Raw genomic sequence first — 14,068 nt, forward strand, 5'->3', positions numbered from 1 at the left:
TCCAATGTCTCTAGTGTAAAAGAGAACGATTGGAGGCGCATTTGTTATGCTTGTGCACGCTTCGCGAATGTGCGAAGTGTTTCGATGATGACGGTTGTTGCTTTTTCCATATTGTTCACAGAGATATATTCGAACTTCCCGTGATAGTTTTCGCCACCCGTGAAAATGTTTGGTGTCGGAAGACCCATGTAAGAAAGTTGCGATCCGTCTGTTCCACCACGAATCGGTTCAATCTTCGGTTCGATGCCAAGGCCGCGCATGACGTCAGCGACGGTATCGACGATGTGTTTCACGGGTTCGATTTTCTCGGCCATGTTGTAATACTGATCTTCCATCTTGAGCTCAATCCGCTCTTCCCCGTATTTTTGTTTCCATTCGAGGACAAGTTTCTCCATCAATGCTTTACGTGCTTCGAACTTCTGTTTGTCGTGATCGCGAATGATGTATTGAAGTGTCGTCTTCTCCACATCCCCATTGAAGCCGTTCAAATGGAAGAATCCTTCGTAGTTGCTCGTACGCTCTGGTGCCTCATCAGCCGGTAAACGGTTTTGGAAAGCCATCGCGAGCTTCATCGAGTTCACCATCTTGTTTTTCGCGCTACCTGGGTGTACGTTCGTTCCGTGGAAGGTGACGGTCGCACCCGCTGCGTTGAAGCTTTCATACTGCAACTCGCCGAGAGGTCCCCCATCCATCGTGTAAGCGAAGTCCGCATTAAAACGGGCGACATCGAATTTATGTGGTCCACGTCCGATTTCTTCATCTGGTGTGAAGGCAATGCGAACCGTCCCGTGTGGAATCTCAGGGTGGGCCAATAAGTATTCGACAGCTGTGACGATTTCAGCGATCCCTGCTTTATCATCCGCACCGAGGAGTGTCGTGCCGTCGGTTGTCATGAGCGTATGCCCGACATACCCATCAAGTTCCGGGAAGTCCTTTGGTGATAAGACGACGTTCAATGACTCGTTTAAGACAATGTCGCCACCTTCATAATGCTCAACGAGTTGAGGTGACACGTTCGTTCCTGTGAAGTCGGTCGCTGTATCCACGTGAGCAAGGAATCCGATTGTCGGGACGTCATAATCGACGTTACTTGGAAGTGTGGCGAATAGATAGCCGTATTCATCCGTCTCGACATCTGTCAGTCCGAGTTCTTTTAATTCTTTCTCCAAATGACGAATCAAATCCCATTGTTTAGCCGTCGATGGTGTTGTCGTACTCGTGAAGTCAGACTGTGTATCGATCTTCGCGTAAGTCATTAAGCGTTCAATTAATTTTTCTTGCATGGATTGCCCTCCTCTAAAAGTTTCATCTTCATTAGTTTATCACGAGCGCTCGAAGTCGAAACAAAAAAGTCACACCCATCGATGAAGTGGACGTGACCTGTTCAAAAGAGAAACGGATATAGAATGGGTAAGATGAACGATGTGAAGATGGCGGTCAATCCCATCGCAGCACCACCTGTTGCACCAGACAGCGGATGTTCAGTCGCTGCCTGAGCGGTTCCAATCCCGTGACTGATGGTGCCGAGCGTAAGTCCACGCGTGAACGGGTCGTCCATACGGATCCACGTCAATAAGACCGGTCCGAGCATCGCACCTAAAATACCGCAGGCGACGGCAATTGAGGCGGCAAGTGTCGCATCCCCCTCTAGTTGTCGTGCCAACTCAAGGGCGATCGGAGACGTAGCCGACTTGACCGATAGCGCAATCAACACGTTTTCGGTAAACGAAAACAACTTCCCGAAGAGCACAGCGACAAAAATCGTGGAGAGAGACCCGATAACAATCGCACTTAATGCTCGCTTTGCCCGAGCGAGTAACACAGGTAGGTTGCGATAGAGTGGCAATCCGAGGGCGACCGTCGCTGGACCGAGTAAGATCGTGATGAGATCGGTAGCCGGTTTATACGTATCATAGGACTGTCCCGTCACGAGTAACAAGAGAATCAAAATGGCTGTACTTAAGAAGACGACATTGGTGAACGGGGATGCCCATTTTTTAGAGAGTTGCCGACTAAGCGTATACACGAGAATCGTCAATCCAATCCAAACGTATGTCATGATGCCTCACCTTCTTTCCCGGAAACGAGCGCCGTCACAATCATTCCGACCGCCATGCTGGCGAGTAACGTGAGGAGAAGCGGGATGCCGGCGGCCTTTAACAACGTACCGTACGCCATGAGACCGACGGCAATCGGGATAAAGAAGAAGGCGAGATGCTTCGTCAAATATCCAGCGCTGTCTTCAATCCACTCCACGCGAATGACTTTTGTCAGTAAGAGGACGAGCAAGAGCACCATGCCGATGACACTGCCCGGTACTTTCCAGGAGAACGCTTCAACGATCCAGTTGCCGAGCGTGCTCAACCCAAACAAGAGTGAGAGTCCGATGATCCATTTAAATAATTTCATTTATATGACTTCCTTTCGCGTCATTCAAAACGTATGAATCTTCTCAAGTTACAAAATAGAGATAAAGAATACGCTTGAGCTGTTATGCTAGTAGTATCATAAACAAAGGGGTGCGAACATGGAACTAAAACAGGTCGAACAGTTTATTCAGAAGTATGAATTGAAGAACGGGGAAGATATTTTAGCTGCATTGTCAAAGCGTGTCCAATTGAATTTTGAATCAAATACAAATGAAGAGGTGGCAATTGGGCATTCGAAGTTTGGTGGGTATCCTGATTTACCAAACGCGTCCATGCATCCAGGAGAGAACTTTACCTTCCTTGCCCAATTACGGTTAAGTGACCTTGCCGAATTCGATTATCTAGAAGAACTTCCGAAAGAAGGACTACTCTCCTTCTTTTACGAGTTAGACGAGAACCCAAAGATGGAGTTAGATGAACTTCATCCTTGGAATGTTCTCTATACAGAAGAAACGGATTTGGAGCGTATAAAAATCGGAAAGACGTTGGAAGAGCGACACATTACATTTGAAAATGGCTTTGGAAAAAAATTATCTGGGCTAATGGGTACGATGAGTGATGAAGCGTTTGGTGAGTTGTATACGATATTAGAACAAGATGAACTCCATGTAGTCGGAGGAACCCCAGATTCTATACAAATGAACGTCTTTGAAGAAGCGAGACAAAGGTTCGGAAAAAGATTTAACAATCCGTTTCTTCTCCTACAAGTAGACCATTCCGAAAAATTAGATATTATGTTTGGAGATGGTGGAATTCTCTACTTTGTGATTCCGGAAGATGCGCTCCGAGCCAAACGATTTGAAGAGGTGCAAGCAATCCTACAATGTTATTGAACGCAAAAAAGAGAGTCGACTTGTTAAAAGTCAACTCTCTTTTGTTTACGCCTGTTTTTTCTTACGGAATCGTGCGAAGAACTCATAGACGATCGGTACGATAAGCAACGTGAGGAGCGTCGAACTTGTGAGTCCGCCGATCACGGTGACACCGAGACCTTTCGAGATGAGCGCGCCACCCTCGAGACCGAGTGCGAGCGGTGCGAGTGCACCGATTGTCGCGAGTGCGGTCATCAAGATTGGGCGAAGGCGTGTACCTGCTGCCTCTAGTAACGCTTCACGTGTTGATAAACCGGCTTCTTCTTTATGAATGACGCGGTCGATCAAGACGATGGCATTCGTGACGACAATCCCGATCAACATGAGTGCTCCGATCAAGGCAGATACCGAAATCGTTTCACCTGTGATGAGAAGGGCCACAAGTCCCCCGATGATCGCATACGGAAGTGAGAACAACACGACGAATGGCGTGACGGCACCGCCGAATGTGATGACGAGAACCAAGTATACGATGGCGATTGCAGCGAGCATCGCAAGACCGAGCTGCGTGAACGATTCTTGAATCTGTTCAGTTACCCCGCCGACATCATACGATACGCCAGATGGAAGCTCGATCTCTGATACGCGTTCTTCGATCGCAGCAGACGCTTCCGTCGCTTTATCCGTGCTGAGTTCGACACTCACTTGTGCGAGCAGTTTTCCGTCTCGCTCGACGAGTGTGTCCGGTGTCGTGCCTTCTTCGATTTCAATGAAGTCTGAGATCGGGCGTGGACCGAACGGTGTCGTGATTTCTTGTGCTTGTAAATCATCCACACTGTCATACGTCACTTGTTCGTTCGGGATGATGACGTCTAACTGTTTGTCATCCACCGTCACGCTCGCAAGTGGACTTTCTGGTGCCTGGAATTGGCTGATGACTTGTGCGATTTGACCTGCTGACACACCAGCTTCCGCTGCGGCCTGTTGGTCGACGTTGAACGTATATTGTACATATGACTCACGTAAGTCTGACGTTGCCTGACGGACGTAGTCTGTTTCCTCTTCAATCGTTTCGATGAAGGTCGGCACGATCGCTTCTAAATCTTCAAGTGTGTTGGCATAGACGTTATACGTCACACCGCTCGTCGCGCCGCCACCTGAGAAGTCTTGTTCTTTCCACTCACCGTTTGAAGCGAGTTCATTCAACTTCTCGATATCAGCCAACTTCACATCTGCGAAATCTTCCGTATCCGGGTCATACTGGACGATGAAGATTCCTTGTTTGTTGTTTCCAGGGTTCAGCGGATTCTCTCCACCGACTGTAAATTGAACGTCCGTTGCGTTCGGTTGTTCGTCCATGAAGTATTCTTCTGCCACTTCTGCTGCGGCAATCGAATCTTCAAGCGTTTGACCAGGTTCTGGGTCGAACGTGACGAATAGCGTCTTCTCCGAATCCTGATTCAAGAAGTTGACCCCGATTGCTGGGACTAACGCGAAGCTACCGATCAATAGGGCGGTCGCGAGTCCGAAAACGACGAGTTTATGGTTGAGTGACCAGTTCAAGACACCGCGATACCATTCCGCGAGCTTGCCTGGACCTTCTTCCGGCTTCAACTTATCGCGGTTCTTAAAGAACGAGTCGGCCATCATCGGTACGACCGTGATCGCTACGAGTAACGAAGCGAGGAGGGCGAAGACGACCGTTAATGCGAACGGCAAGAACAACTCACCGACAAATCCTGTGACAAAACCAAGCGGTAGGAAGACCGCGATCGTGACAATCGTCGACGAGGCGATTGGGATGAATACTTCTTTTGTCGCGGCGATAATCAATTCTTTTCCACGAAGTGGTTCGTTCGCCCGTGTGAGTCGACGGTAAATGTTCTCGATGACGACGATGGAGTCATCGACGACACGTCCAATCGCGACGGTCATCGCACCGAGTGTCATGATGTTCAACGTGATGTCCAATTGTTTCAACACGATGAGTGCCATGAGAAGCGACAACGGAATCGAGATGACAGCGATGATTGTCGATCGGAAGTTGCGCAAGAACACTAAGATGATCAGGATGGCGAATAGACCACCGAGCAATGCTTTCGATAACATCGTCTCGACCGACTCTTCAATCGGTTGTCCTTGGTCAAGCGTGATCGATACATTCGCCGTATCATACTCTGTTTCGAAGTCATTCAATACTTCTTTGACGGCATTGACGACATCGACCGTGTTCGCGTCTTGCGTCTTCGTCACTTGTACGCCGATTGAGCGTTCGCCGTTCGAGCGGGAAATCGATTCTTCGATTCCTTTGTCTTCGATGGTAGCAAGCTCACTCAACGCGACAGTCGGAACTGTCGTTGGGACGTTCGGCGGTAATGCCGATGGTGTTTCCGTTGGGACCTCAGTCGGCACGTCTGGTGTTTGACCAGGTGGCAATTCCGTCGGAGCAGACGGCGTCGCCGGTGCTGATTGTGCTGGTGAGTAAGGGATTTGGATATCGCGGAACGCTTCGAGTGTCTCCGACTTTCCGTCGATGACGACCGCTTGCTCCGTGTCACCCAACTCATACAAACCGAGGGCGATTCGCGCATCGTTCGCTTGAATCAATTGTTTGACCGTGTCTTCTGTCAAATTGTATTCAGCGAGCGCTTCTTGGTCGAATTGAAGTTCGACGCGGCGAATCTCTTGTCCGGCAATTTGGACGGTTTGTGCGCCTTCCACGCCTTCAAGAGCGGGTTGGACTTCTTCCTCGACGAGTTTCGTCAATTCAGCCAAGTCCAGGCTCTCATCCGAGATGGCGGCCCCGATGACCGGGAAAGCGTCGAAGCTAAGGCGTGACACTTGAGGTTCTTGTGCCGATTCCGGTAGTTCGACGTTACTTAACGCGTCTTTGACTTGCTGTTCCGCTTCATCCATATCTGTATTGAAGTCGTAATCGATTTGGATGTTCGAAGCGTTTTGGAACGATGAAGAACGGACTTGTTCCACACCGTTCAGACTTTGTAGGCGTTCTTCGAGGACGCTACTGACTTCTTCGAGCACTTGCTCAGGGGATGCACCTGGATAAATAGTTGTGACCGAGACGGTCGGTGTTGTAATGTCCGGTAACGTCTCGAGCTTCATCGTCAGACCTGCGAAAAGACCTGCGGCCGTTAAGATGATTGTCATCAACCAAACCGCGAACTTATTGTTAACGGAGAAGGATGTGATTTTCTGCATGGGTTTTTAATCTCCTCATATATATTGTTTTTTTATGATTGACGATCGATATCGTGCGCCCGCTCAATCAATCGGGCAATAATTGCTTGTTTGAGCTCGGCAGGGGGAACACCGACACCAAAATGTTCTGACATCATCATGCCTTCGAGCGCATAACGAATGATCATCGTTTCAACCGGGTCGGCTGTTTTTTGGAACTGGGCGAAGAACGTATCTAAATCTTGCTTCCATCGATCCGCATACTCTTGGTCGACGGCGAACAGCGTGAGAAATGCGATCATTTTCTCGACATCGATGTGAATGGCGGAACGTTCGGGATGCAGGTTCGTCTCGTCGAACAGACGAACGAACGCTTCGACTGGACCGTGACCTTCTTGTTGCAGTGAGGCATACAGTTCATTCTGCTCTTGTTGCAACCGCTCAACGATTGCGGTCATTAGCGCTTCTTTTGAAGCATAGTGATAGAGAAGTCCACCTTTGGAAACACCGGCTGTTTTGGCTACTTCGTCTAACGTAAGTTGATGCACACCTTGATTCATGATGATGTCCGTTGCCGCATCGAGTAGCTTTTGTTTTGTGACGTTCGATCGGTTTGTCATATTTCCACCCCTTTCTGTACCGACCAGACGGTTTGTTTGATTTCACTATATCGTCCGCATTCTTTTGAAGTCAAGAAATGATAACCTCGAAACTGTCACAAATCGTACATTCAATGTGATAGCGATTGCAGAAAAACCTTGACGTGAGAATGATTATCAGTGATGATAGGTACTGAGAGTAATTATCATTACCATAGAGAGAAATCATTGAACGTGGGGGAATGACAGATGAACAAAAAATATGCAGCTTTAGGAATTTCAGCAGCACTAACGACATCGCTCCTTGCCGCTTGTGCAAGCACAGATGAGACAACTTCAAATGAAGGCTCAGACGATTCGAACGTCGTCAATGTTTACTCGAGTCGCCACTACGATGTCGATCAACAATTATATAAGCAGTTTGAAGAAGAGACAGGCATCAAGGTAAACGTCGTGGAAGGTAAGAGTGACGAACTCCTCGAGCGTTTAAACACGGAAGGCGAGAGCACAGAAGCTGACCTCTTCATTACGGCAGATGCCGGTAACTTGTATCAAGCGAAAGAAGCAGGACATCTCCAAGCGGTCGATAGCGATGAGCTTGAGTCAAACATTCCTGCCAAATATCGTGACACGGACAACGAATGGTTCGGGTTGACGAAACGTGCACGTGTCATCGTGTACTCGAAAGATCGCGTGAAACCAGAAGAGTTGTCGACGTATGAAGCGTTGACAGAAGAACAGTGGAACGGCAAAGTACTCGTCCGTCCTTCTGAAAACATGTACAACATTTCACTCCTCGCATCATTCATCGAAGTGAACGGTGTCGATGAAGCGAAAGAGTGGGCGAAAGGCTTAGTGAACAATATGGCACGTGACCCACAAGGGAACGACCGTGACCAAGCAAAAGCAGTCGTCGCTGGTGAAGGGGATGTCGCCATCATGAACACGTACTACATGGGCCTCATGTTGAATTCTGAGGACGAAGAAGAGAAGAAAGTCGCTGAAGAGCTCGGTGTCTTCTTCCCGAACCAAGATACAACGGGTACACACGTGAACATTTCTGGAATTGCGATGACGAAAGCATCGAAAAACACAGAAAACGCTCAGAAGTTGATGGAGTTCATGTCAGAACCGTCAGCTCAAGAGAAATTTGCGAGTGTGAACTACGAATACCCAGTCAACGAGTCGGTTGAACCGAACGAGCTTCTTCAATCATGGGGCGAGTTCAAAGAGCAAGACATCAACCTCTCCGTACTTGGTGAAAACCAACAAGAAGCAATCCGTATCTTTAACGAAGCGGGTTGGAAGTAAGATGACTTCGGCTTGAACGAGAGTTCAGGCCGGAGGTTTTTGCGTTTCTCACACCTAAGCGCTACACGGGACACGTAGAAACTGATATGATGGGACAGGAATTGATTGTTTATAGAACGGGAGCGGTACGACATGAACTGGCACGCGGTAAAACGACAACTGAATGGATGGGCGATCCTCAGCTTTCTCGCGATTTTATTGATCGTCTTGCCGGGAATCGTCGTGCTCGTCGAATTGTTCGCACCGGTCAATGAGAATTGGCAACACATTCAAGAGTATTTGTTGCCCCGTTACGTACGGAACACGTTGTTCATCATGTTGGCCACTGGCCTTCTGACGACTGTGATCGGAACGAGCCTCGCTTGGTTCGTGACCGTCTATGATTTTCCGTTCCGTCGCTTCTTTAAATGGGCACTCATCTTGCCGCTGGCGATCCCGCCTTATATCGGGGCGTATACGTATCACGGCATCTTAAACTATACGGGTGTGATTCAAACGACGTTACGGAACCAGTTCGGCATCACCGTCGATCAATCGTACTTCAACATCATGTCGATTCAGGGAACAGTGTTCATCTTCACCTTGTTCCTGTATCCATACATCTATACGATTACACGAGCTTTCCTGCATAACCAGTCGTCCTCGATGATTGAGAACGCACGGATTCTCGGGCGTGGGTCGTGGGATATTTTCTTCACCGTCGTCATTCCGATTTCCCGAGTTGCTATTATCGGTGGTGTCAGTCTCGTCTTGATGGAAGTACTCAACGACTATGGCGTCGTGAAATATTTCGGGATCCAGACGTTCAGTACCGCTATTTTTAGCACATGGTTCGGGATGAAAGACACGTCGTCGGCATTGAAGCTAGCGGGTACCCTGATGATTCTCGTCATCGCCATCTTGACGATGGAACGGCTCGTGCGGGGACGAAAGCAGTTCAGTTACGCTTCGACGAAAGTGAAGCCGCTCAAACCGAGACCGCTTCAAGGATGGCATCGCTACGCGGTATTCGCCTACGTCTCAATCGTCTTTGCAATCGCATTCGTCATTCCGTTCACGCAGTTGACGGCTTGGACGTTCCTGACGTTCGATACGGTCTTCACGGAAGAATTTTGGCAACTCGTTTGGAATACGGTTCGTGTCGCTTTTATCGCAACGGTGATCATCCTGTTGTTCGCACTCATCATTGCGAACTATACGCGACTATTCCCGTCGAACATGACACGCGTCATTTCAAAGGTGACGACGCTCGGGTATTCGATTCCGGGAGCAGCGATCGCGATTGCGGTCATCACGCTCTTCTTATGGCTCGATGACAAAGTGCTCGACATGGCTAAGGCGCTCGACTTGAGTCAGACGTTCGTGTTTCGTACGACGCTCATCATGCTCATCTTTGCCTACGTCATCCGCTTCCTCGCTATCGGATACAACTCGATTGAGAGCGGGTTCGAGAAGGTCGGAAAATCGTTCACGGAAGCATCCCGCATGCTTGGTTGGAACACGGTCCAAACGTTCTTCCGCGTGGATATCCCGATGATCAAAGGCGCTATCATGAGCGCGTTTATCCTCGTCTTTATTGATATTATGAAAGAGTTACCATTGACGCTCTTTTTACAACCATTTAACTTTTCGACGCTTGCGACACAGGCGTTCAAATATGTGAGTGATGAGAAGATTCACGAAGCGGCACTCGCTTCGATTGTCATCGTCCTCATGAGTGGACTGTTGATTTTCGTTTCCCACAAGGTGCTTGATAAGGAGGCCGACTAATGTTTGTTCAAATCAATGATTTACATTTTAGCTATAAAGGTGCGCATGAAGAAACAATCAAAGGGTTCTCGATTTCGATTACAAAAGGCGAAATCGTCTCGCTTCTTGGGGATAGCGGTTCTGGGAAAAGTACGATTCTCCGATTGATCGCAGGACTCGAGATGCCGAACCAAGGCGTCGTCGTCGTGAACGACTGTGTCTGTTGCGACGATTGTCAGTTCATGCCGCCAGAAGATCGTGGCGTCGGGATGGTCTTCCAAGATTACGCACTCTTCCCGCACATGACTGTTGAAAAGAACATTCGATTCGGCCTTCACAAGCTTAGTCGCAAGGAACGGAATGCGCGTGTCGAAGAGATGCTCGAACTCGTCAATTTGACGGAGTTCCGTCACCGTTATCCGTACGAACTTAGTGGAGGACAACAGCAGCGTGTCGCACTCGCTCGTGCGCTTGCGCCGAAACCGGCGTTGTTGATTCTAGACGAACCGTTCAGTAACTTGGATACGTCACTCCAACATCGAATTCGCGACGACCTTCGCCGTCTTTTGAAGCAGACGGGCACGACGACGATTTTCGTGACACACGATGAGGAAGATGCTGAGGCGCTTGCTGACCGCATCGTCTATCTCGGAGAAGGCAAAATTAAAAAGCAAGTCATGACGGAGAACAACAAGACGTTCAATCCGCAGATTCCTTGCTTCGTATAATAGAGAAGACCCCTTATTCACTTCCAAAGTGAATAAGGGGTCTTTTGTCATTTGGTCATCTCAGAAGGTTTCGACTCGTTCCCAAGTTGGTCAATCGCAGTCACATAGTAGGATGTGTTATTGTCACTTGCAACTTCGATACTCTTTCTTGCATGGGATGGAATACTTTCGATATGAGTCGCTTTTCCGTTGACGACTTCATAGACGCGATATCCAATCACGCTCTCTTGACGTACGGCGTGCCAGGTTAACAAGTTTCCTTGTAGCTCGACTTCCGTAGGTGTCTCGAGCTCGACAGTTTCGTTCAGTTCGGTATCCACTAGCTCTGTATACACGACGAATCGTTTATCGTAGCCCCCGTCCCCGAACGTACCCGAACAGGTGATCAAATTTAAATTGCGATTTGATGTGGCACCGAAAATTTCTTCGATTGGCGCGGTTTTCGTATCATAGCGTTCTGTCTTTGTGACGCGGAACCGAAGGGTGTTGCCCGCCTCGTCTTGAATCAGAACGTCATCGCCTTTTGTGAGTTGATCGAGTTGATAAAAGATGGCCGGCCCGGTCTTACTATCGACATGACCGGCAATCACGGCGTTCCCTTTACTTCCTGGTGTGACACCGGGTTCGAACCACCCGACCTGGTTTTCATCTTCTGGCACACCCATCTGTCCATTTTCCAGTACTCCGACTTGCTCGATGGCGGTATCGACATCAATTTTAGGAATTTGGATTTGAACAGGGGTAACAGCCTTCGCGTTTTCTTCTTCCTCAGCTAATCGTAATTTCTTCACCTCTTCCTGTAGAAGTGAGAATTCAGCCGTTAAATCCGGGCTCTCCTCTATTTGTTTTTCTTCTACAGGTGGTGACGACGATTCTTGGGCGCTCGTCCACGTCCAGAAGCTAAAACAAAAGAGAGAGAGCGCCAGAAACAAATGGCGCTTGTTCATGGGGCTCCCTCCTTATTGATTATTGTTCAGACACTTTACGTTTGCGAAGCGTTACGAAGGCGAGTAAGATTCCGCCAAGTACAGCTAATGCAGCGTAGAGGCTGTTCATTGATTGTTCTTGTGCACCACCGAGACCTGTTTCAGGCATCTCTTCAGGCATCATTGTTTCTTCGAACTTGTCAGGCATTTGTGTCACGATTGCGTTACCGAGTGTTTCACCAACACCGAACATGAACGCATATCCTTCACGGAATGACATCCAAGCCGCTTCTGCATCGCCTGCGACATATTGATCAAATGTGTCGAGTACAAGCGCTTCGTGCTGTTTGATGGCTTCTTCACCGGCAGCTTGTGGTAAGTTACCTTCTGTTGCTGCATCGAGGAATGTGCTGAAGTCGACAGCGAAAGTATCAAGTCGCATACGCGCATCTTCAATCATCGCTTCGTCACCTTCAAGTGTAGCGGCTACGATATCACCTTGTGCTGTGATGTGATCCGAGTTCCAAACTTTTTCGAACTGTGCAGCACCTTCGTCACCATATACAGATGCGATGGCCGCTTTAAAGTCGAGTGTGTTTTGGTCTTCTGCCCATGTCACGTAGTCATAGTCCTCTGCTTGGTCGTAACCTTTTTGCATACCGATTGCAGCGAGGGCGAAGTGCTCACCTGCAAGACTGTTCAATGTCGAGCGGAGTTCAACAGCTGGTGTGTCAGCTCCAGTCGTGAATTTGTCAGGCATTTGTGTGACGATTGCACCTGAGAGGGCTTTACTGATGTTGAACATGTGCTTGTAACCTTCACGGAACGTCATGTAAGCTTCTTCATAATCTCCTTCGACATAGTTATCGAATACAGAGAGAACTTGGTCTTCATGAAGTTCGAGTGCATCAGCTGCTGCGTCCTTCGGTAAGTTACCTTCCGTCGCTGCGTCGAGGAATGTTGAGAACTCATCTACGAATTCGTCAACTTCAGCTTCAGCTTCCATGCGTAACTCTTTGTCTTCTGATTTTGCTGCTTCAACGAAATCTGCTGAATAGTCGTTGTGACCACGGAAGATTTCTTCGAATTTCATCCCGCCTTCTTCTCCATAGATAGAAGAAATGGCTGGTGTCATGTCGAGTGCGTTTTGATCGAGTGCTTTCATCGATACTTCAGCGTCCGCTGCCTCGTCATATTCTTTCATCATCGATGTGACGGCTAATACGTAGTGCTCAGATAAGAGTTGATCGAGTGTGGCGCGAAGGTCACCTGCTGGTGTGCTTGCTGTCGGTGTGTGATCCGCCGCTTGTGCGTTGACCGGTACGAGTAGTCCTAAGGCTAGTGCCGGTGCTACGATTTTGTTTAACGTCTTCTTCTTCATGTGTAATCGCTCCTTTTCGTAAGTGAGTGTTGTCGTTATTTACACCCATCTAACGGAGCGGTTCAAAAAATGGATCACTCTTTTTTTATTTTTTTTCGTTTTTTTGTTGAAGAGTGCGATAAACCCCTGGTGCTACGCCGTATTTTCGTTTAAAAATTCTGTGGAAATATGGATAACTTCGAAATCCAGACAGTTCCGCAATCGTTTCTAACGAATGTTTTGTATAGCGCATTTGCTCTTCGGCAAGCTGTAGACGAATCGATTGTGCATATTCGATGATCGTCATCCCGGTCCCTTCTTTAAAGAGATGAACGGTTCTTGAAACACTTAGTCCGACCTCTATAGCGACGTCTGCCACTTTGAAGTCACTCGTGACGTGGGCTTCGATAAAACGCATCATGCGTGAGACGACTGGAGGTCGTGCATGGGAATGAACGTCTTGGATGGCGCGATCGAGCATGAGTAAGAGCGCTTGGACGAGTGTTTCGATTAATCCAGTGCTCTGTTCAGAAGGCGGCCGACGCACTTCTTCCGTGATGTGTTGCCATAGCGATAGGAGACGGGAATCAATGGTGATGGAATACAGTCGCTCCCGTGGGATCGCATGCCACCATGTATCAATCGAGGATCCGGTACAAAAGATATGGTAGTCTCCGCTCGCGGGTGTGTCGACATGCATTTCATAGAAGTCACCCGGACGAACAATCAATACGTCACCAGGTCGTGTGAATAGTGTTTCCCCATTGACGACCACCCGAGCCGTTCCTTCCGTCTGCAAGCGAATCAGATACGTATCGAGTAAGTTGGCAAATGGAAAAGTATAAGTCGTTGTATGATATGAATAGCCACAAAAGCCGATTTCCATAATAATCTCCTCTTTTAATAGCAAGATTGTGCATATCTTAATCATATCATGGATGGTCATGCAAACTTGA

At 48.3% G+C, this 14,068-nt stretch carries 12 protein-coding genes; 4 read left to right on the plus strand and 8 right to left on the minus strand.

Annotation, left to right across the window (positions count from 1 at the left end; translation table 11 throughout):
- Positions 1-44: 44 nt before the first annotated feature.
- The 3 genes from pepT to KNO75_RS11285 all read right to left on the minus strand — a co-directional run bounded on the left by pepT (position 45) and on the right by KNO75_RS11285 (position 2,409).
- Positions 45-1,283, minus strand: a complete 1,239-nt coding sequence (gene pepT, locus KNO75_RS11275) for a peptidase T (protein WP_214817981.1) — start codon at positions 1,281-1,283, stop codon at positions 45-47.
- A 101-nt stretch (positions 1,284-1,384) separates the two neighbouring features.
- Complete coding sequence (locus KNO75_RS11280; RefSeq protein WP_214790204.1) at positions 1,385-2,059, minus strand: LrgB family protein; 675 nt, start codon at positions 2,057-2,059, stop codon at positions 1,385-1,387.
- Positions 2,056-2,409, minus strand: a complete 354-nt coding sequence (locus KNO75_RS11285) for a CidA/LrgA family protein (protein WP_214817977.1) — start codon at positions 2,407-2,409, stop codon at positions 2,056-2,058. Before KNO75_RS11285 ends, KNO75_RS11280 begins: the two co-directional genes overlap by 4 nt.
- A gap of 118 nt (positions 2,410-2,527) precedes the next feature.
- Here KNO75_RS11285 and KNO75_RS11290 point away from each other — a divergent pair, with 118 nt between their 5' ends.
- On the plus strand, positions 2,528-3,262 hold the full coding sequence (locus KNO75_RS11290) for a DUF1963 domain-containing protein (RefSeq protein WP_214821892.1): 735 nt from the start codon (positions 2,528-2,530) through the stop codon (positions 3,260-3,262).
- A 45-nt stretch (positions 3,263-3,307) separates the two neighbouring features.
- On the opposite strand, the gene KNO75_RS11295 is transcribed toward KNO75_RS11290, so the two are convergent.
- Both KNO75_RS11295 and KNO75_RS11300 read right to left on the minus strand, forming a co-directional pair.
- Entirely contained in the window at positions 3,308-6,460 is a 3,153-nt protein-coding gene (locus tag KNO75_RS11295) for an efflux RND transporter permease subunit (protein WP_214821890.1), read from the minus strand.
- A 32-nt stretch (positions 6,461-6,492) separates the two neighbouring features.
- Complete coding sequence (locus tag KNO75_RS11300) at positions 6,493-7,059, minus strand: TetR/AcrR family transcriptional regulator (protein WP_214790210.1); 567 nt, start codon at positions 7,057-7,059, stop codon at positions 6,493-6,495.
- Between the two features lie 228 nt (positions 7,060-7,287).
- Between KNO75_RS11300 and KNO75_RS11305 the strand changes: the two genes are divergently transcribed.
- The 3 genes from KNO75_RS11305 (at position 7,288) to KNO75_RS11315 (ending at position 10,826) form a co-directional block, all read left to right on the plus strand.
- Positions 7,288-8,349, plus strand: coding sequence for a Fe(3+) ABC transporter substrate-binding protein (locus tag KNO75_RS11305; RefSeq protein ID WP_214796011.1), 1,062 nt, complete (start codon positions 7,288-7,290; stop codon positions 8,347-8,349).
- Positions 8,350-8,481: 132 nt separating this feature from the next.
- Positions 8,482-10,119 (plus strand): ABC transporter permease, encoded by a 1,638-nt coding sequence (locus KNO75_RS11310; RefSeq protein WP_214821887.1) that lies wholly within the window; start codon positions 8,482-8,484, stop codon positions 10,117-10,119.
- Positions 10,119-10,826, plus strand: a complete 708-nt coding sequence (locus KNO75_RS11315) for an ABC transporter ATP-binding protein (protein WP_214742571.1) — start codon at positions 10,119-10,121, stop codon at positions 10,824-10,826. The genes KNO75_RS11310 and KNO75_RS11315 overlap by 1 nt, the downstream gene beginning before the upstream one ends.
- Positions 10,827-10,873: 47 nt before the next feature.
- Here KNO75_RS11315 and KNO75_RS11320 read toward each other — a convergent pair whose 3' ends face one another.
- The 3 genes from KNO75_RS11320 to KNO75_RS11330 all read right to left on the minus strand — a co-directional run bounded on the left by KNO75_RS11320 (position 10,874) and on the right by KNO75_RS11330 (position 13,998).
- Complete coding sequence (locus KNO75_RS11320) at positions 10,874-11,773, minus strand: class F sortase (RefSeq protein WP_214821884.1); 900 nt, start codon at positions 11,771-11,773, stop codon at positions 10,874-10,876.
- Positions 11,774-11,792: 19 nt separating this feature from the next.
- Positions 11,793-13,133 carry a globin family protein gene (locus KNO75_RS11325; protein ID WP_214790218.1) on the minus strand — a complete coding sequence of 447 codons (1,341 nt, stop codon included), beginning with the start codon at positions 13,131-13,133 and terminating at the stop codon, positions 11,793-11,795.
- 85 nt (positions 13,134-13,218) lie between these two features.
- Positions 13,219-13,998, minus strand: coding sequence for a helix-turn-helix domain-containing protein (locus tag KNO75_RS11330; RefSeq protein ID WP_214821881.1), 780 nt, complete (start codon positions 13,996-13,998; stop codon positions 13,219-13,221).
- Positions 13,999-14,068 lie beyond the last annotated feature (70 nt).

The organism is Exiguobacterium sp. s35 (genome assembly GCF_018617535.1).
In the GTDB taxonomy this organism is placed as follows: Bacteria; Bacillota; Bacilli; order Exiguobacteriales; family Exiguobacteriaceae; genus Exiguobacterium; species Exiguobacterium aestuarii.